This is a genomic window from endosymbiont of Ridgeia piscesae (assembly GCF_001443665.1).
Taxonomy (GTDB): domain Bacteria; phylum Pseudomonadota; class Gammaproteobacteria; order Chromatiales; family Chromatiaceae; genus Endoriftia; species Endoriftia persephonae.
The window spans coordinates 1-19,271 of record NZ_KQ557148.1 but is presented as its reverse complement, the minus strand read 5'-3'; the positions used below and the strand labels follow the sequence as shown (position 1 = coordinate 19,271).

The window sequence follows — 19,271 nt, the reverse complement described above, 5'->3', positions numbered from 1 at the left end:
CATGAAGATTGGTATCCCAAAGGAGTGCCACGAAGGGGAGCAGCGGGTTGCCGCCACCCCCGAAACTGCCGAACGGCTCCAGAAACTGGGCTTCTCGGTGGCTATCGAAGCGGGCGCCGGAGCTGAAGCGAACTTCAGCGACGATGCCTACCGTGAGGCGGGTGTCGAAATCGTGGAGGACACCAAGACCCTGTGGGACGAATCTGACATCGTGCTCAAGGTGCGCGCCCCGGAGATCGACCACCAAGCCTGCCGGGACGAAACTGAACTGTTGCGCGAGGGTGCCACCCTCATCAGCTTCATCTGGCCGGCACAGAACCCGGAACTGATGGAGAAACTGAAGGCGCGCAAGGCGACGGTGCTGGCCATGGACAGCGTGCCCCGCATCTCCCGCGCCCAGAAGCTGGACGCCCTGAGTTCTATGGCCAACATCGCTGGCTACCGCGCCGTGGTGGAGGCCGCTAACAACTTCGGGCGCTTCTTCACCGGCCAGATCACTGCTGCAGGCAAGGTACCACCGGCCAAGGTTTTGGTCATCGGTGCCGGCGTGGCCGGTCTAGCCGCCATCGGCGCGGCTGGCTCCATGGGCGCCATCGTGCGCGCCTTCGACACCCGCCCCGAGGTTAAGGAGCAGGTGGAGAGCATGGGCGCCGAGTTCCTGATGCTGGACTTCGAAGAGGAGGAGGATGGTTCCCCAGGCACCGGTTACGCCAAGACTATGAGCAAGGAGTTCATCGAGGCGGAGATGAAGCTATTCGCCGAGCAGGCGATGGATGTGGACATCATCATCACCACTGCCCTGATTCCCGGTAAACCGGCCCCCGAACTGATCACCGCCGGCATGGTGGAATCGATGCACGACGGCAGCGTGATCGTGGATCTGGCCGCCGAGCAGGGCGGTAATTGCGCCCTGACCGAACCGGGCAAGGTGACCGTGAAACACGGCGTCACCATTATCGGATACACCGATCTGCCCAGCCGTTTGGCCGCTCAGTCCAGCCAGCTCTATGGCACCAATCTGCGTCACTTGCTGACCGATCTAACCCCGGAGAAGGATGGTGAGATCGTGGTAGATATGGATGACGACGTGATCCGCGGCACGACCGTGATCAAGGAGGGTGAGATCACCTGGCCGCCCCCACCGATCCAGGTCTCCGCTGCCCCGGCCAAGCCGGCAACGGCCGCCGCCGCGCCTCCGGTGGAGAAGGAGGAAGAGAAGAAGAGCAGCCTGGGCGGCGCCATCGGTCTTGCCGTCGGCGGCCTACTGCTGGCGGGACTGGGCCAAGTGGCGCCCGCGGCTTTCCTGAGCCACTTTACCGTCTTCGTGCTGGCCTGCTTCGTGGGCTACATGGTGATCTGGAATGTGACTCCAGCCCTGCATACACCTCTCATGAGCGTGACCAACGCCATCAGCGGCATCATCGTCATCGGCGCCCTGGTGCAGGTATCCAGTTCGGATGCACTGGTATGGATATTGGGCGCGGTTGCCATTCTCATCGCGACCATCAACGTGTTCGGTGGGTTCTTCGTATCCCAGCGGATGCTGCAGATGTTCCGCAAATAAAGGGGTTTGGAAATGACTGAAGGCGTTTTAACGACGGCCTATCTGGCCGCAAGCATCCTGTTCATCCTAGCCCTGAGTGGTTTGAGCAACCAGGAGACCGCCCGCCGCGGCAATATCTACGGCATCATCGGCATGCTGATCGCATTGACTGCCACCATCGCGGGTGCCCAGGTCACAAGTTACGGCGTCCTGGCGGTCTGCATGAGCATCGGTGCCGTCATCGGCATCATCGTGGCAGCACGGGTACAGATGACTGCCATGCCGGAACTGGTCGCCATCCTGCACAGTTTCGTCGGTCTGGCAGCGGTGCTGGTGGGATTCGCCAGCTACCTGGACCCCACCCTCCACTATACCGGGGTCGAGCGGACCATCCATGATGTGGAGATCTTTCTCGGGGTGCTCATTGGTGCGGTTACCTTCACAGGTTCCGTTATCGCCTTTGGCAAATTGAGCGCGAAAATCACCAGCAAGCCACTGTATCTGCCGGCCCGCCACTGGCTCAACCTGGGTCTGGGACTGCTCTGCGTCTGGCTGGGTGTCGAATTCGTGGGGGCGGAAACCGCCGCGGCCGGCACTATCCCCCTGGTGATCATGACCCTCATCGCCTTTGCCTTCGGGGTCCATATGGTGATGGCCATCGGTGGAGCGGACATGCCGGTGGTGATCTCGATGCTCAACAGCTATTCGGGCTGGGCGGCGGCAGCTACTGGCTTCATGCTGTCCAACGACCTGCTGATCGTCACTGGCGCACTGGTAGGCTCCAGCGGCGCCATCCTCTCCTACATCATGTGCCGCGCCATGAACCGGCAATTCCTCAGCGTCATCGCCGGCGGTTTCGGCGCGGCGGAAGGGACGGCAGCCACCAGCGGCGAAGTGCATCAGGGAGAGGTAGTGCCCGTTCTGGCAGACGAAACAGCGGAAATGCTCAAAAACGCGAAGAGTGTCGTCGTGGTGCCGGGGTATGGCATGGCTGTGGCCCAGGCCCAGCACGCTGTCTGTGAGATTACCAAGAAGCTGCGGGCCAAGGGAGTCAATGTGCGTTTTGCTATCCACCCGGTGGCGGGCCGTATGCCAGGCCATATGAACGTCCTGTTGGCCGAGGCAAAAGTGCCCTACGACATCGTCCTAGAGATGGATGAGATCAACGACGATCTGCCCGATACAGATGCGGTACTGGTCATAGGCGCCAACGACATCGTCAATCCCAGTGCGCAGGATGATCCGAGCAGCCCCATCGCCGGCATGCCGGTACTGGAAGTCTGGAAAGCGGGTACGACCGTTGTTATGAAGCGCAGCATGGCCACAGGCTACGCCGGGGTACAGAATCCTCTGTTTTTCAAGGACAACACGCGCATGTTGTTCGGCGATGCCAAAGCAAGTGTAGAGGCCATTCTGGCCAATATCTAAACGGCGGATGTCAGTCACGGGGGAATTCGTGAGCATTCCCCCGTGACGATATCAGTTCGGAAATCCGGGATGCGATCCCTTGATCATTCATCCTGTTCTGCAAGGAGATCCTGATGGCAAAAGCCCCCATTCGAGTCGCCCTTACCGGTGCTGCAGGCCAGATCGGTTACGCACTGCTGTTCCGCATCGCCGCCGGCGAGATGTTGGGCAAGGACCAGCCCGTCATCCTGCAATTACTGGAAGTGCCGCACGAACGCGCCCAGCAGGCCCTCAAGGGCGTCATGATGGAATTGGAGGACTGCGCTTTCCCGTTGCTGGCAGATATCATCGGCACCGATAACCCCAAAACCGCTTTCAAGGACGCCGACCATGCCCTACTGGTCGGTGCCCTGCCGCGTGGCCCCGGCATGGAGCGCAAGGATCTACTGCTGAAGAACGCCAAGATCTTCATCGAGCAAGGCAGAGCGCTGGAAGAGGCGGCGTCCCGCGACATCCATGTGACCATCGTCGGCAACCCCGCAAACACCAACGCCTTGATCGTCATGAACACGGCAAGGAGCCTGCCGCGGGAAAACTTCAGCTCGATGATGCGCCTGGATCACCACCGGGCCATCTCCATGCTCGCCAGCAAGGTCGGCGAGCCGGTGGACTCCGTGGAGCAGATGGTAGTCTGGGGCAACCACTCCCCATCCATGTATCCCGACATCCGTTTCGCTAGCGTCGCCGGCCGAAAAGCATCCAAGCGGATCGACAAAGCGTGGTACAGAAACGAGTTCATTCCGAAGGTCGGCCAGCGGGGGGCCGCCGTCATCAAGGCGCGCGGACTCTCCTCCGCCGCTTCGGCCGCCAACGCCATCATCGCCCACACACGCGACTGGGCGCTGGGCTCCTCAGGCCGTTGGGTGACCATGGGCGTCGTCTCCGATGGCTCTTACGGCATCCCTGAGGGTCTGGTCTTCGGCATGCCCTGCATTTGCGACCAGGGCAAATGGGAGGTGGTGAAGGGTCTCGACATCGACCCCTTCTCCCGCCAGATGATGGATCGATCACTGGCCGAACTCCAGGCGGAACGTAGCACCGTCCATGGCGAATTGCAGATTACCGTCTGAATACGAACACTTAGCCGGTCTTGTTTCCGAAGGCAACCTTCCCTACTTGTACCCCGCCATGCAAGATCTGCTGGTGTTGCTCGCCCATCTTTTTTGCAACGCTCACCAATCTCCTAGGACCTGGCGGAGCCAAGGCCATCGTTGCCGACAGCCTTCTCAGAAACAGCAGCGCCTGGAGGCAGTAGCAACAGAAAGGCGGCGTCCCTCAGCTGGGTCGGCGCCAGAGAGGGGCGCAGCGCTCAACCTCGCCTGTTCGGAAGAGCGCCTAAACCGGCGCAGCTAGCGCGACAGCCGGCCAAAGAACTCACGCCGTGAGAGCTCTTTCTGCCAGGGGCAGTCGCGCTGCAGCTTTTTCATGTTCTGGTCACGGGTGGTGATCACCTCGTTCCACGCCTCGAACACCGCCTCGGCGGAGTCGTACTGCTGCATGTTGAGAGCGATGGGCTGCAGCAAATAGTGGCCGAGTTGTGGATAGTAGTTGAGGTGAGCGCGCTGGTTCTGTCCAAGCATCGCCAGTTCGACTGCCGGACCCAGCAGCTGGTACTCCGCCTCCTCCCGCTGTTGCTGCTGCCAAGCCGCCGGGATCGGAATGCCGGGATCAGAGCGCGGAAAGATAAGCCGCGACAGCATCCAGGGGGTGAGGATCAGCAGCAGCCGCCAATCGTCTAGCTCGCGGTAGGCACGCAGCTGGATGCCAAGCTGATGGTTGAGCATCAGCTCATCGGCGAAGTGTTCCTGGTAGATCGTCTGATGAGCATCGATCACCGCCTGCAGAAACGGCGTTTCCTCCAACTGCACACCGCACAGCAGCCAACCCGGGTCACTCATGACCAGCCCCATCCGCGCTCAATCCAAGCAGTTGCAGGCCCAGCGCCCGATAGAGCGCCAGCTCGCTCTGCTGGCTCAGATCGTTCGCGAAGTCGGCCAGCCAGCGGCTAAGGTGCTCGTCCCAGAGGCGCTGTTGCAACTCCGGTCGTTGCTGTCCATCCTCCAGTAGCGCCGCGCACTCCAGCATCACCCCCAGGTAGTCAGCGGGCATCTCACTGGAGCACATCCCCAGCTGCGCGTAGAGCCGCTCCAGCTTCGCCACCGTCGGCCCCTGCATGGTGCCGCTGCGGTAGGCCGATTCGTAGGGGGGACAAGCGGTCTTGGGGAAACCACTGATAAACAGCCGGGTGTATTCGCCCTGCCACTGCTCCAGCGGGGTGCTACCCAGCTCCTCCGCCGCTTCTGCGAGCCAGGGGTGCTGTTCGGCCAGGCCCTGGATGATCTCCCGCGCATCCTGGTCGGGCATGGAGAGCAGCCCGGCCAGGAGCCGCAGCTGCTCGCCCGATCGTCTCATCTCATCACCAGGGATAGGCATAGACACCTGCATACATGAAGTAGTGGCGCAGCAGATAACCGCCGATCAGCACCAGCACCGAGGCGGTGATAATCGGCAGATGGCTGGCCCAACCCTTGAGCACCCCACGCAGCTCCAGAAAGAAGGGCACGATCAGGCCGAAGCCGATGAAGCCGATCAACCAACCCAAGTCGTTCCACAGCAGCTGCGCCGAGTGCATCGCCGACTCGTTGCCAGACGACATGTAGTGGTAAAAGGAGAACAGGATCACCAGTTCGGCGCTGATCAGGATCAGATCGACCCGCTCGTAGAAGTGGCGGATATGCTCATCCTCCTCACGCTTGATGATGGTGTACATGATCAGCAGCAGGAAGGCCATCGCGGTGGAGAAGGCCGACACGGTAAACAGCAGCGGCACACCGGGGTTGTGCCAGAGCGCCACCGCCGGGAAGGATTGCAGTAGCAGGCCGGTATAGACCGCCACGCCGACACCGTTGATGGTGGCCATCCAGCCCACCACCTTACGGAAGCGGCTCGACAGCTCGGCGATCTTCTTCACCAGCGCCAAATCGAGCAGCTTGCCGACTACCGGCATTTTGTCGAACAACGGCGTCAGATACATATAGGGCAGCGCGTAGATCACTCCCCAGAACATCATCCAGACGATGAACTGGGTGCCCCAGGCGATCCATGCATCCGGCTTGGTGAAGAGGATCATCGGGTTGAGCACATAGATCACCGCCCTGTAGTCGAGCAGATGGATGAACAGCATCAGGGAGCCCAGGCTCAACAGCACAATGCCGGAAAAGGCCCCCCAGAGTACCAGGTCGCGGTGCGCCTTGAGGTACATGTCGGTGAGGAAGGTCACCGCCAGGGTGGCCGCACCAAGTCCGCCAAAGTAGAGGTAGATGGCAATCCACCAGGTCCAGATATCCTGGGTGTAGAAGTTCATGGTGGCGTCCATCTCAACCCCTCCTCTTCATATCGTCGATGTAGTAGACGTTGGGCCGGGTGCCCAGGTGTGGCATCAACGGTCGGGCTACGCCGCTGGCGACCATCTGGGTGACCGGGTCCTCCGGGTTGTCGAGATCGCCAAACATGCGCGCCGAGCCGACACAGGTCTCCACGCAGGCCGGTTGCAGCCCCTCCTTGACCCGATGTTCGCAGAAGGTGCACTTGTCGACACTGGGCCGTTCACGGCGGTAGGCCTCGCCGTAGAACGCTTTGCCCTTCTCCACATCGTCGTAGGTGACGGCGCGGCGGGCGTCATAGGGGCAGGCCATAGCGCAGGCACGACAACCCATGCAGAGATCCTCGTCCACCATAACGATGCCGTTATCCATCTTGTAGGTAGCACCAGTGGGACAGACACTCATGCAGGGTGGATTGTCACAGTGGTTGCAGAGCCGCGGAAAGAAGCGGCGATGCACGTCAGAGCCGCTGCCGATCTCAGTGTCGTGCACATGAGTGCGCCATTCGTCTTTCCAAACCGCTGTCTGGTTCTCGATGGCACAGGCGGCCATGCAGGCGTTGCAGCCGACGCAGGTATTCAGGTCTATGACCATTGCATAGTGAGTCATTGTTGTTAGCCTCCGTTACGCCTTCTGCACACGCAGGGTGAATTCCTGGGACTTGAAGCCCGCCACCACCGGTTCCACCTGGTAGGGGATCAGCTTATTGGTGGCGGTGCCCTCACCCTGGATCTGGGTCAACGCCGGGTTCTCCACGCCAAATGAGGAGTAGATGAAGAGCGTGTCAGGCCGGATCAGCCGAGTCAGGTAAGCATTGCCCTCGGCGCGCTGACCACTCAGGCTGTTGCTCAGGATGATGCGCTCGCCCTGGCCGATGCCGAGCACCTCGGCTCGTTCCGGGTGGATCCAGACGTGTTTGTAGATATCGTTCTTGAAGCGGTTGATCGCCGCCAGTACCGGATTGTTGCTGTTGGTGGAGCCGTGTGAGACGGTCGGCGTCTTACCGTAGGTGAAGTAGAACTCATCCTCCGCCAGCGGCTCGTGCATGTTGCGACCGGTGCGACAGCTGATCGGCACATTGGTAGCCAGCGGGCTGAAGTTGGGTTCTGTTCGCCCGGCGGAACGCAGTGAGTACATAAGACCGGAGAAGAACTCGATACGACCCGAGTCAGTGGGCACCGGCATCTTGCGCGGCATGCCCGCGTGCTCGATCAGATGCACCTTGTCCTCCTCATGGTAGACCCCCCTAGTGCGCAGGGTGTGATCCAACTCCGCCGCCGACTTGTGGATCTTCTTCGCTGCCTGCTCAAAGGCGACACGACGACAGGCGGCGAGAAAGCTCCCTTTTTTGTGGATCTGCCTGGTCTCCTCCCAGTGCGCCTTTACCGGCAGCTTGGTCAGCCCGGTGAGGGTCTCAATCCAGTCGAGGAAGCTCTCGGTCTCGCCGGAGATGATCTCGGTCAGCTTATAGAGCATGTCCGGGGTCTCTTCGGTGTCGTAGAGTGGGTCGATCGCCGCATAGCGAGTGGTCAACGCCAGATCCTGGTTGACCCCGTTTCCGTAAACCGCCGGCTCATCTCGCTCCAGATAAGTCGTATTGGGCAGGATCACATCGGCATAGGCGGCGGTATCCGAGGGCAGCACGTCGATCACCACCACCAGCTCCATATTCTCGTGGCTTAGACACTCCTTCCAGTAGGTATCGGGGTAGTAGTGGCGCACCGGATTGGCGGCGTTGATGATGGTGGCACGAGTCAGGTAGGGCTCACCGTTGAAGTTGACCTTGCCCTCGATCGACTCACGGAAACCAGTATCGGTCATCACCGGCAGCGCGATGCTCTGCGCCCCCGCCTCCTTCTGTTGCGCGGCCCAGGCCCAGGTCCAGCCCGGCTTGCCGTGGGAGAAGTTCTCCCCCTTGGAGACCGCGCCGATCACCATCTTGGCGAAGTGCATACCAGCCAGATTGGCCATCGGCGCGGCGATCTCATGGCCTGCATCGTAGGCCTTGAACATCTCCTTGGCCTTGTGGCGATACTCGGCGGCCTGGATCCAGCCGCCGATGGTATCGATGCCGCCGGTCAGGGCCTGAATCATCGCCTGCACCCGGCGCAGCATCATGATGTTGCCGAAGCGGGCGCCGTGCCAACCTGGATCGATGATGGCGGGTCGGCTGGTGCCGAACTCCCGGGCGATACGCTCGATGGTCTCGGCTTTGATGCCGGTGGAGACAGCAGCCCACTCCGGGGTGTACTCGTGCAACTCCTCCAGCTGGGCCTGAAACACGGTCTGTACCGTCTTACCGTCCACCTGCAAGCCTTCCGGAGCCTTGAGATCGGGGCAGAAGGTCCGCCCCTCGATATCGGTGCGGTTGTCGTTGCTGAACTTCTTCAGCGTACGCAGCTCGCGGGTACCCTCCATCACCACCTGCGGCCGGCCTTCATCATCCACCAGCGGCTGCCACTCTCCGACATCGTCCCGATAGAGCAGGAACGGCATATTGGTGTGACGCTTGAGGAAGGGCGCATCGTAGTAGCCCTCCTCCATCATCACCCGCATCATCGCCAGCAGGAAGGGCAGATCGGTGCCGGGGCGAATCGCGATCCACTCATCCGCCTTGGCAGCTGTCTCTGAGCGGCGCGGATCGAGCGCCACCACCTTGGCGCCGTTTTTGCGACCCTGGGCGAAACGCACCATACGGCAGGTAGAAACGGCACCGATCGAGGCATTATTCGCCACAAACAGGATGTACCGAGCGTTATCGAAATCGGGCAGGATCTCGTCGTGGATGTTGAAGTTGCCGGTGACCGAGTCGGTGCCCAGATGACCGGTGGTGACGCAGTGCTGCATCGGCGATGCGATGATATTGGGGATGCCGTTGGCCATGGCGAATGGCACCGCCCAGTTCATATAGAAGACGCAGGAGGTCCAGCCCCCCACCATGGTCCACTCCCAGTTTTTGATATCCGCATTGGTCTTCTTCTGCGCGATGTAGTCCCAGGCCTCTTCCCAGCTGGCTGCGCGAAACTTGTACTCACCCCGCTTGCTCCCCTCAACCCGGATCAACGGCGTCTTGATGCGGTCGGTGTCGTAGATCTGGCGCAGCCCCGACTGACCGCGGGCGCAGATTTTGCCCCGATTGAGGGTCGAATCGGGATTGCCGGCAAGCTTGACGATACGTTTGCTGGCACCACGCTTCTCGGTCTTCACCTTGAGGTTGCAGAGCGAAGAGCAGAAGTTGCAGATGCTGTGGGTGATCTCGGTCTCGACTTCACCGTCCTCACTGGCGGCCTGGCTCACCAACCCGGCGACTGGAGAGAGCAACCCGACACCCGCGCCACCAGCGCTCGCCTTGAGAAATGACCGCCGCGAAAGGCGTGGGATCTTCCAACCCATATTCAGTACTCCGTCAGCGTTTGATACTCCGGCGATGAAGCTACCGGGAGAGAGCAGTGCTGTTATTCGTTATCTTTAGGTATCTCTGAATGGACCTGCTCGAGCAGACTCCTTCAGAGCCCCCTTAACGCACCACATACTGAGGATTTTCATTTCCACACTGTTTTCATGTCCATCGATAACCGAGGACTCATTGATTCAGATCATAATGTTTTCCATATGTAGATAGTGGTTTACCCCTATATAGGTAGAAGTTTCCTATTATCCCTATCCAGGGTGGAATGGTTGTTTTTTTATGCCAAACAGAGGAAAAAACCAGCATGCTCGCTGGAAGCGGCAAAACGAAACGCTATGATGGGCGCTCCACTCTCAACCCGGACAATCGAAATGGCTTCCCAACCCTTCAAAAAGATGGCACACGGATTAACCATCACCATGCTCGGAATCTGGGGTGTAATACTGATTGTTGCCCCGCAGGAGGTGGCCGGACTGTTCAGTACCGAACCGCTCAACCATGCCTTTGCCGGCATGATGGGCGCCGCCCTGCTCGGCCTGGCATTGATCTCGTTTGCCAGTATCAGCCACTGGATCAGTGCACCCCGGGCACTGGGGCTTGCAATAGGGATTCTGGTGGTGGAAACCACCTACCTGATGCTCGGCACAGGCTTTATGCTGGTGACGCCGCTGACCACCCTCAGCCTGGTGACTGCAGCGGCGATCAGCTTCTTTCTGCTAATCTGAGCTGGATCGCATCAGACAGCACCAGCTGGCGGCCGAAAACTGTGTTGCATGCAAGAGATTGCAACCGTTGCAGGCCAAGCTAGAGAAGCTCTGACCAACATCCAGTCACCAAGCAGATCCTGCACCAGATCGGCCTGGTAGTAGCGTCGGTTGTCTGGATTGACCCACCGCCACATGGCTTCATCGACAGCGAGTTCAATAACCGCATGCCCTGCTTGCACCACACGACCAGTTCAATCCCTCATGGGATCAACTGGTAGAGCATCAGGTAGCGCGCCCCACGGATAGACACCGGAAACCCTCAGCGAGGCCTGGTCGGCCTGTCTCAGCTCCGGGTTCTCAGCAAGCAGCAGACCTTTCGCCTCATAAGGTATCAAGCAGATGATCTGCAGCAGCCGGGTTGGCTTGGGCGATGTAGAGCCAGAGGTCGATCAGATCCACCCTCTAAAACGATGATTATGTGTACAGCGATGAATAGCGCTCACCTATATCCGGACAGCTGTCGCGAGAGAGGGTAGAGAGCAAGCTGGTCTTATATTTGGAGAAGCTGCGCCGATAGAGCTGGAAGTGGTGGGTAAGATCAAGCACCCAGGTGGGAACTTGGGTGGGGTGGCACTTGATTTCCAGGATCACGCTGTTGCCGGGGTCACCACCCCAATCGTAGATGGTCTCATCATCATACGGGACCATTCGGTGAGGGTCCGGCAGTAGATTATACGCCTCCTGATAGTAGCAGCGCATATCCATATCCATATCCATGGTCACTCGGGCGTAATCATCCACAACAGAGGCAAACGCACGCCGGCGGTACTGGGTGAGAATCTTTGGCTCAGCCGCGTAACTGGTGGCCAGTCGCAGGAACAGGGACTTATTGTCGCTATCGAGGCTCGTTTCATCCTCCCGGATCTGGTAAGTCGGATCGTTGAGAATCCCAGGCCACTCCCCCTCACTCAGGGTAGCTCTGTACTTGATAACAACATTGGCCTTTTTCTGTTTGATCTCCAGAAAATAGGGGGGCAGCGCATCCCAGCCATAGGAACGGACACGCATATTGAAGCGGTTGTCCTTACCGTACATGCGGTTACGCAGAAACAGGAAGTTGGGGGAATCGAAGTAGAGACTGTTGACCCGATAGAAGTTGTCCTCAGCTGCCTCCGAGTGACGATCCAACCCACAGTAGGCCAACACATAGTCAGAGACCGGCTCCACCAGACAGGAGGGAATCACATACTTTAGTTCGTAGCGTTCCAGACGTGGTGGCAGCTGTGCATCGATACTCATGGCACCCCCTATAGCTGATCATCTTGTTTGCTCAGATGATTCTTCAACGGTGGACGGGCCAACTGCCCGCTGAGGTGCAACAGATCCACATAGCGCTCCAGGATCTGCTGGCGGATCTTCACCTCCTCCAGTTTCCACTGCAGACGATCTTCGAAGATACGATAGATCATCAGCGAACTGGCGAGATCCTCCCCAATACCGTCCAACTCCTGCAGGCGATCCATCACCAAGCCATAAGCCTGCTGCAGCTCCTGCAGTTCGACCCTGACCATGTGCAGTTGCCGCGGTAGCTCCTGCTGCAATAACTGCTGCTCACGGCGGGCGCTATTCAATCGGGTACGGGCCTCGGCCAACCCTGGATCAGCAGCAGCGCCCAAGGGAATCTTGATGCCCAGGCCGATAGAGTAGGAGCGGGAGTTCTCCTTGGCAGCATCATAGCCAAGGTCAAGAAAGCTGAACTTGAGGCCCTGCTTAGCGCGTTGCTTCGTCAGCTGCGTCTCCGCCACCTGCACCGCACTGAGTTTGCTTGCCAACAGGGGGTTTGCCTGTGCTGCTTCATCCAGCTGCAGCATCTCGTCAATGGCCTGCATCACTCCAGCCACACTCTTGAGCCAGCTGTCATCCAGCTTTTCTTCAATGCTCACACCCTGCTGGCGCAGCGCTTCCTGTTGGGTCTTCAAGGCACGTTGCAGTCGCATCTGCTGCAGGCGTGCCTGGGCCAGATCCTGATCGCTCTCCAGCAGTTTGGCGAAACGAAACTCCCGGCTTTCTGAAAGGCTCTGATAGGCGCTGATCCGCTCCTTCAGCAAGGTGATACGCCGCTCCTGCAGATCTCTTTCCCGGCTCAACCGCATCGTCTCCAGCAGCTGCCGGTAGCGTTCGCGCAGCGCCTCGCTCAACAGGCTACGGTAATGTGCCTCCAGCATCGTCTCGCGTGCCCGCCACTGCTGTGTCTCCGCCTGCATACGGGCAAACGACCGGGGGTGCAGGCGCACGACATAGTCACCCTCCGACACGCCTCCATTATCGAACTCCATACGCAGTTCCACGTCCTCCAATGGCATAGAGGCTGGCTTGAGTGAAGCCATACCACGCCAGTTCTCCTCTACATCCAGCACCTCTACCCCCTCGCGAGCAGCAAGGAGAAATGCATTAATATCCGGCGGGGAGGCATGCACTCCTAAGCTGGCAAAGCACACCGAACAGATCACCGAAAAATGCCAGCATAAGCGAAGGTAACAACCATTTTTTTGAGGCGCCCGCATGCTCAAGTACCCTGTGAGTAGTGGGTAAAATGTGAATTGGCCTTGCCTTCTCCATCGAACACGATCAGAAAACGGTCACGTGCGGAGTTATAGGCCAGCCCCTCGGCTCTGTTACCGGTAAAATTCCTGAGAACCATTAACTCGTTCGACTCCGGATCGAAGCGCCACAGGGTGCTGTTATCACGCTCGCCACGCCTAGAGTGGGTCAACAGATACAACTTGTCATGCAGATAGAGCGCATCGGTGACCTGCGCGAAGGCTCCAGTGACCGGGTCACGGAACGCCACCCTGCGCCAAATCGCAACATTCTCCGGCGCCAACTGCTGGGTGGCGAACAGGGTATCCAGCTCGCGAATCACCAAAAACACCACTTTGCCATCCCCATCTATCGGGGATTTGAAGCCCAGAACCAACTCACCTTCCCGGGGAAGAAACATCGCCTCGACATCCATGCTCTTATCCACCAAGGCACGGCGCAGGTAGAGAGCCCACTCCGCATCCCCTCCCTGTTGTGCGGCCTGTGCAAGCACATCATTCAATAGCACCTCGGCATCCAGGCTCAACACCTTGCCGCGGCGCACCAAACGCAACAGTTTATTACCACGGGGGTTTATCTCGCCCTTCTTGCTATAGAACTGGGAGCTGGCGATGTAGATAAAGCGGCGATCTGAAGCGATCGACTCCATGTCATCGATCTTTGTCTCCCCCACCAGTTGCAGATCCTCTTCGATCTTGCCCTGGGGCGTCACCAGATGAAGCAGCGAACGGTTCGCCTTACTCTTATCGCTGATAACAAGATAACGGTCGATGTCCGACAGGTAGAGGGCACCGGAAGCCTCTACCGTCTGAGCCAGGCGTGTCGAGTCTTTATAGACAAGCTCTTGCGGATCCGATGATATAAACGGCAAAAACGGACTGGCGATGGCGATCCACGGATTGCGTTCCCGCTGTGCGGACACCACCACCTTCTCACCCAGCAAAAGGAGGTTTTTCTGACCGATACTGACCAGCACCTCGCGCCCCCAGGCCGCAATGTTCTGGTGGCGCTTGAGGCGATCGGGGTACTCGACAATGCGCGATCCCACACTCTTGACGTACCCCGCCATAGGTTCATCGCTGTTGGAGGCCGGACTAATCCACACCTGCTGACCCACATGGACGTTATTAAACACGTCCTCGTGAATATAGCCCTTGATATAGGAAGGGGTCTTGCCGTGCAGCGTGATCACCGGTTTGAATGGTGCGACGTCCTCACCCTCGCGAAACAAAACCGAGCCGACCATGCCGTCAAAAGGCGAGTGGATGAAGAGTTCGGACTTCGCCGCATCCAGGGAGCGGCGCTTAGCCTTGAGCTTCTCGATCTTGGCATCCAGAGGATCACGCCCCCGCAACTGACCCCGCAGATTATCCATTTTTGGCTTCAGCGACTGAAGCAGATGTGCGCGCTTCTCTTTGAGCCCTGCGATTTTTAAACGCAGTGGACTGCTGGCCTCTTTGCCGGATTTTGATTTGAGATATCTCTCCTCACCCACCAACTTGCGGTTGATACTGTATTGCGACTCCAGTTCGCGGATCTGGTAGTCGATCTCCACCAGCTCTGCCGCCTGCTGCGCACGCAGGCTCTGCAACTCTGACTTGAGCTTCTCATGACGCAGAGAACGCTCCGCACTAAGTACATCGATTTGATAGTCGGCCATGGCAATCTTGGTGAGCAGATCAGCGCGCATCAGCTCCGCCACCAAATCTCCCTGCTTGACCTCCTGACCGGGCACCACATGCAGCCGGTGTATTGCCACCGGATACTGGAAGCTGATCACTTGCTCACGGCTCTCAGCGATGCCAAAAAACTGGGTGGTCTCGCCACGGTAGAGCAGTGTCATCAGCACCACCGCTAGCAAGGTGATGCTCCAGGAGAAGAAGAGTTTCTTATTGCCACTCATAACTCGACCGTCGCCTCCTGCATGTAGAAACTCACGCCCATGATGCTATCGATCGCCTTCAGTTCATGTACGAAGTCATCTCGATCCTTGCCACGCCTGAGCTTCACCTGGTAGGCGTAATCCAACCGGCTACCCTGTGACATGTCCCGCAGAGTGATTAGGGTGAAACGCTTGCAGAAGTGTGCCAGCACATCCTCCAGGCGACGCTTGCTCTCCGAGTGATTCTCCAAGCTGAAACGCACCATGCCATCGAACAGGGAGGTCTGACCAAATGGGGACCAATAGAGTAGGAACGCCACCAAACAGAAACCGAGGGTACCGACGATGGCAATACTGAAGCCGTACACACCATTGGCCACCCCCACCGACAGCGAGGCAAAGATAAACACAATGTCACGGGGATCTTTGAAATTGGTACGGAAACGGATGATGGCCATGGCAGCCATAATCCCCAGACCCCGCGCCAGGCTATCACCCACCGCCTGCATTACAGTGGCTGCAACGATAGAGATCAGTATCAATGTCTGCGCATAGTTGCGCGAATAGGAGAGGCCCCGATAGGTCTTCTCGTAGGTGACCGCCACCAGCGTAGACAATACAAATGACAACAACACCACATAGATCAACGTGACCACTGTGGCATTTTCTGAAAACGTCTGAACGGTGATGAAATCCAGCATAACGCCCCCCCCTGAATACGTGAAAAGCAGCAGAGAGATAGGCACCTACTCACCTGCAACAACACAAATTCCGCTTTAGTGTTATTGCTCGCCCTCACCCATCGGCTCCATCTTTATTTGCGCCTTCCTTGAAAAAAATCAGGACTATCTCTCCAGCCCCTCTAAGGGGCTGAATAAATTCATCCTGGATTCCTCATAGCAGACTGCGATGCCAACCTGGTTTGCCGCCTGCTCCAAAATTGATGGTGTAACACCATCGAACTGCGGGGCCATCCCTGGCCCACGGAAATCTCTAATTCGACCAGAGCTCCCAGCTCACCGCCGCGCCGGCATTATTTTCTGTTATGGAATGAAGCCCTCAGCAGCCAGCTGGCTGCGCAACTCGGCAGCATTGCCGCCCAGGATGTCATAGATCTTGTCGACCTCCTGCTGCCAGGCCCCATCACGGGTGCGCGGCGCGTTCGGGTCCACCGCATCACCCCAGCGCGCCGACTCACCAATCACCGCCTCGCGCACAAAGTTGGCGAGAGTCATCCAGCGCGCCCGGGCCACTGTATCGTCCAGCGCCCCACCCGCCCCCGTCAGCTCATCGACCCGCGTGGAAAAGCGCGCCATGAAATCCGCATTCTGCCGCGCCGCATGCCAGATACGGGCGATCACAAACGCATCACCCACGCTGTTGACATCCTCCGAACTGAGAAACGCTGGATGGATCTTGGCCTTCCCGCTGGGATTGCCAAAGTCCTGTGGTGTATCCCAGGCGGCCTCGCCGTCCCAGGCGAAATACATCAGTCCGGTGGTATCCTCCGGCGCAGTCTCATTGCGATTGCCTGCATACCAATTGTTATCCGGCCAGTCGTTGGTCGCCGACCACCAACTCACCAGCAGGTAGTCGATGAACGGATCCACCTCGAGGTAGTCCTGCAGCTCCGCATAGTTGAACGGATCGCTCATATCACGGTAGATCAGGGTCTCGGTCAGGTAGTTGTAGCGGGTCGGATCGCCCGACAAGGGTGGCGCGTTGTCGTGTACCAGACCATGATTGGCGGCGAACCAGTGCTCATCTGCGCCACCGAAGTAACTGGAGAGGAAATGCTTATCCGCCCGCTCAGTGGCGTTGTAGAGCCCCCAGTAGAGACCGTTGATGTAGAGGTGCACGTAGGTACCCCGCATACCATGGCCACTCGCCGCGATCTGTGTGTCGCGGTAGAACTGATCGACCGTATAGGTGGTCTCATCTGGATGCCAGCTGCGTGCCCAGCTGCGATTGTTGCCAGCGCGCAGGATCAGCTTGTCGTACTTTCCGTCTGCAGTTGCACCGTTCAACGGCGCCCGATCGAGTAGGTCGGATTTGAACTTGGCGTCGCCATAGAGAGCTCGAAAATTGAGCCGCAGCGAACGTTTTAGGCGGTTATGCGAGTGAGATTGGATACCCGCATTGGCCTGATGGCTGGCCCCCGGATCATCCGCATAGAGGATCTCCAGCGAAACCGCCTTCTCGATATCTTCGGTCTCATAGAAGCCTGAACCGCCAAAGATATCCGTCGGGTCTATCGAGATAGACATGCTCGGCACCGCACGCATCGCTGCGATCATCGAACCACTGTAGTTCGGATCGTCGACGATATCCGGATCCATCTCGTAGTCGTGAACCGCCGATCCCTGACCCAGGCTGTAGCTGTTATTGGGATAGCCCGGCACTGTTGCCGGTTGGCGGATCACATCCTCCAGGAACAGATAGCTGTGACTCTGCACGCGTCCGACAACCACACCCGAGCTGAAGCCAGCCACCCGCAGCACCGTGGTGGTGGTGATATCCACCGGTCCGGTATAGTCCAGCCCGTTGCTCAAGGTCGGCTCACTGCCATCAGTGGTGTAACGTACCAGCTCCACCGAGTCATCACTGCTGACTGTGACCTGGAACGGCGCATCATAGAAACCGCGCTCCACGCTCAGACTCAGCGGCTCACCACTGCCGCCACCTGAGCCGTTGGCCTCACCTGGCGTCGGCATCAGAAAGAAGGCCTCCGCGCCATTATCATCGATACCATAGGAGACATCGGTCGTCTGCGGCGGATACGCAGGCGCGTATTCATCGGCGATCGTGCCATCCGGGCGCACCAGTGCCAGATACTCACCACCGGCACTCAGTTTGAACAAGGTGTGGTATTGACCGGCCGGCGCGGGCGACTTGCCACTGGCGAAGACCACTAAATGCCCGCCAGCCGCCAGCGACACACTCTCAGTGAAACACCACTGAAACAGATCGGCGCTGTCATCGGTCAGGCACCAGTTCAGCAGGTCGAGCGCGCTGGCACCCGTGTTGTGCAGCTCGATCCAATCTTCGTAGTCGCCGTCACCATCCACCAGGGTGGTTGCATTGGAGGCCATGAACTCGCTGATCTCCACCGTCTCCAGCACACTACCGCCATCGCTGACGGTGAAGTTCACCGTCAGCACCGCCGAGGCATGATCCGCTGCGCTGGCGGTCACTATCGCCGTGTAGCTGCCGGCAGCCAGAGCCGCGGCATTGGCGGTAATATCGAGCAGGTCCGGAGTCAGATCATCCTCACCCGAGGCGACGACTGCCGACAACCAGCCGAGGCCGCCATCATCCACTGCCAGCGCGTAGCCACTGGCCCCTCCCTGCAGGCTCAACAGGTTGACCTGGACACTTGTCGCATCACCCACCTGGGCCGACAGGCTCAGCGACGCGGCATCGAAGCTCAGGGCATCACTCAGACCCACACCGTTTGCCGCACCGGGGGTCGGGATCACAAAGTAGCGCAGCTGGCCAGCGTCGCTCACACCATAGCTGATGTCATCTGACTGCGCCGGGAAGTTCGGGCTATAGGCATGCGCCAGACTGGCATCGGGACGATAGAGCCCAAGGTACTCGCCGCTCTTGCCGAGTTTCAGGTTGGCGTGCAACTCCTCTGGCACGGCCGAACCCGTCTTCTTGCTGGCGAACACCAGCAGGTAGCCATCTGCATCCAGACTCACCGACGGGAAGCACCAGGTGTTCCATACCGCCACGTCATCGGTCAGGCACCAACCGGCCAGATTTACCGGATCGACACCCACATTGTGCAGCTCGATCCAGTCCTCGTAGTCGCCGTCACCATCTACCAGGGTGGTCGCATTGGAGGCCATGAACTCGCTGATCTCAACGGCTTCTGGCAAGCTCCCCAGAGCGGTGACCTGCAGGGTGAAGCTCTCGGCGTCATCCAGTTCGCCATCACTCACCCTAATAGTGACCGAATAGCTACCAACATCATCAAGCAGCGGCCTGATGCTCAGGCTGGCACTGCCATCCCCCTGATCAGTCAGCACCGCAAAGCCCGGCAATAAATCACTGGAGAAGGTCAGGAGATCACCATCCGGGTCGCTGGCCGATAGGGTCAGCTCCAACATATTGCCAGCCTGCACGCTCTGCGCACCAATTGCGTTGAGCACAGGCGCACGATTGAGTGGCCCATCATTGGCCACCGTGAATGTGGTCTCGAAGCTCAGTTGACTGCCATCCCTAAGATCCACCAGGCTGCGCAGAGTGTGCGCGCCGTCAGCCAGATCGGTGG

The 19,271-nt window shown here is 58.9% G+C and carries 14 protein-coding genes; 4 read left to right on the top strand and 10 right to left on the bottom strand.

The annotated features are described in order from the left end of the window. Position 1: 1 nt before the first annotated feature. From Ga0074115_RS13730 to Ga0074115_RS13720, 3 genes are all read left to right on the top strand, one after another. Positions 2–1,564: a Re/Si-specific NAD(P)(+) transhydrogenase subunit alpha gene (locus Ga0074115_RS13730; protein WP_057956373.1), complete on the top strand. Its 1,563-nt coding sequence runs from the start codon at positions 2–4 to the stop codon at positions 1,562–1,564. Between the two features lie 12 nt (positions 1,565–1,576). Then, positions 1,577–2,971, top strand: coding sequence for a Re/Si-specific NAD(P)(+) transhydrogenase subunit beta (gene pntB / locus Ga0074115_RS13725; RefSeq protein ID WP_039960128.1), 1,395 nt, complete (start codon positions 1,577–1,579; stop codon positions 2,969–2,971). A 113-nt stretch (positions 2,972–3,084) separates the two neighbouring features. Further along, positions 3,085–4,080, top strand: coding sequence for a malate dehydrogenase (locus tag Ga0074115_RS13720; RefSeq protein WP_057956370.1), 996 nt, complete (start codon positions 3,085–3,087; stop codon positions 4,078–4,080). Positions 4,081–4,359: 279 nt separating this feature from the next. On the opposite strand, the gene hybE is transcribed toward Ga0074115_RS13720, so the two are convergent. The 5 genes from hybE to Ga0074115_RS13695 are packed head-to-tail and all read right to left on the bottom strand — an operon-like array spanning position 4,360 to position 9,786. Continuing rightward, the gene (gene hybE, locus Ga0074115_RS13715; protein ID WP_057956374.1) at positions 4,360–4,908 is read right to left on the bottom strand and encodes a [NiFe]-hydrogenase assembly chaperone HybE; all 549 of its coding nucleotides are present in this window, start codon (positions 4,906–4,908) and stop codon (positions 4,360–4,362) included. After that, positions 4,901–5,422: a TorD/DmsD family molecular chaperone gene (locus Ga0074115_RS13710; protein ID WP_232433111.1), complete on the bottom strand. Its 522-nt coding sequence runs from the start codon at positions 5,420–5,422 to the stop codon at positions 4,901–4,903. The genes hybE and Ga0074115_RS13710 overlap by 8 nt, the downstream gene beginning before the upstream one ends. 4 nt (positions 5,423–5,426) lie before the next feature. Next, complete coding sequence (gene nrfD / locus Ga0074115_RS13705) at positions 5,427–6,386, bottom strand: NrfD/PsrC family molybdoenzyme membrane anchor subunit (protein WP_057956372.1); 960 nt, start codon at positions 6,384–6,386, stop codon at positions 5,427–5,429. Position 6,387: 1 nt separating this feature from the next. Next, positions 6,388–7,002 (bottom strand): 4Fe-4S dicluster domain-containing protein, encoded by a 615-nt coding sequence (locus Ga0074115_RS13700; protein ID WP_005962071.1) that lies wholly within the window; start codon positions 7,000–7,002, stop codon positions 6,388–6,390. Between the two features lie 15 nt (positions 7,003–7,017). Further along, a complete protein-coding gene (locus tag Ga0074115_RS13695; protein WP_060528629.1) occupies positions 7,018–9,786 on the bottom strand; it encodes a molybdopterin-dependent oxidoreductase in 2,769 nt (922 codons plus the stop codon). Between the two features lie 411 nt (positions 9,787–10,197). On the opposite strand from Ga0074115_RS13695, the gene Ga0074115_RS13690 reads away from it, so the two are divergent. Further along, on the top strand, positions 10,198–10,527 hold the full coding sequence (locus Ga0074115_RS13690; protein ID WP_039960130.1) for a hypothetical protein: 330 nt from the start codon (positions 10,198–10,200) through the stop codon (positions 10,525–10,527). Between the two features lie 456 nt (positions 10,528–10,983). Here Ga0074115_RS13690 and Ga0074115_RS13685 read toward each other — a convergent pair whose 3' ends face one another. From Ga0074115_RS13685 to Ga0074115_RS13665, 5 genes are all read right to left on the bottom strand, one after another. Then, positions 10,984–11,808 (bottom strand): polyphosphate polymerase domain-containing protein, encoded by an 825-nt coding sequence (locus Ga0074115_RS13685; protein ID WP_057956003.1) that lies wholly within the window; start codon positions 11,806–11,808, stop codon positions 10,984–10,986. Positions 11,809–11,816: 8 nt separating this feature from the next. After that, positions 11,817–12,896, bottom strand: coding sequence for a TolC family protein (locus Ga0074115_RS13680; RefSeq protein ID WP_232433110.1), 1,080 nt, complete (start codon positions 12,894–12,896; stop codon positions 11,817–11,819). A gap of 179 nt (positions 12,897–13,075) precedes the next feature. Beyond that, entirely contained in the window at positions 13,076–15,013 is a 1,938-nt protein-coding gene (locus Ga0074115_RS13675) for an HlyD family secretion protein (RefSeq protein WP_057956001.1), read from the bottom strand. Further along, complete coding sequence (locus tag Ga0074115_RS13670) at positions 15,010–15,693, bottom strand: DUF4956 domain-containing protein (protein ID WP_005962083.1); 684 nt, start codon at positions 15,691–15,693, stop codon at positions 15,010–15,012. Before Ga0074115_RS13670 ends, Ga0074115_RS13675 begins: the two co-directional genes overlap by 4 nt. A 342-nt stretch (positions 15,694–16,035) precedes the next feature. Continuing rightward, positions 16,036–19,271: lamin tail domain-containing protein (locus Ga0074115_RS13665; protein WP_060528626.1), on the bottom strand; the 3,236-nt coding region annotated here is incomplete at its 5' end.

Coding starts and splice junctions, on each gene's coding strand:
- Ga0074115_RS13700 (WP_005962071.1), bottom strand. CDS start 7,002: ATGACTCACTATGCAATGGTCATAGACCTGAATACCTGCGTCGGCTGC.
- pntB (WP_039960128.1), top strand. CDS start 1,577: ATGACTGAAGGCGTTTTAACGACGGCCTATCTGGCCGCAAGCATCCTG.
- Ga0074115_RS13675 (WP_057956001.1), bottom strand. CDS start 15,013: ATGAGTGGCAATAAGAAACTCTTCTTCTCCTGGAGCATCACCTTGCTA.
- Ga0074115_RS13710 (WP_232433111.1), bottom strand. CDS start 5,422: ATGAGACGATCGGGCGAGCAGCTGCGGCTCCTGGCCGGGCTGCTCTCC.
- Ga0074115_RS13695 (WP_060528629.1), bottom strand. CDS start 9,786: ATGGGTTGGAAGATCCCACGCCTTTCGCGGCGGTCATTTCTCAAGGCG.
- hybE (WP_057956374.1), bottom strand. CDS start 4,908: ATGAGTGACCCGGGTTGGCTGCTGTGCGGTGTGCAGTTGGAGGAAACG.
- Ga0074115_RS13720 (WP_057956370.1), top strand. CDS start 3,085: ATGGCAAAAGCCCCCATTCGAGTCGCCCTTACCGGTGCTGCAGGCCAG.
- Ga0074115_RS13670 (WP_005962083.1), bottom strand. CDS start 15,693: ATGCTGGATTTCATCACCGTTCAGACGTTTTCAGAAAATGCCACAGTG.
- Ga0074115_RS13685 (WP_057956003.1), bottom strand. CDS start 11,808: ATGAGTATCGATGCACAGCTGCCACCACGTCTGGAACGCTACGAACTA.
- Ga0074115_RS13730 (WP_057956373.1), top strand. CDS start 2: ATGAAGATTGGTATCCCAAAGGAGTGCCACGAAGGGGAGCAGCGGGTT.
- nrfD (WP_057956372.1), bottom strand. CDS start 6,386: ATGGACGCCACCATGAACTTCTACACCCAGGATATCTGGACCTGGTGG.
- Ga0074115_RS13680 (WP_232433110.1), bottom strand. CDS start 12,896: ATGGCTTCACTCAAGCCAGCCTCTATGCCATTGGAGGACGTGGAACTG.
- Ga0074115_RS13690 (WP_039960130.1), top strand. CDS start 10,198: ATGGCACACGGATTAACCATCACCATGCTCGGAATCTGGGGTGTAATA.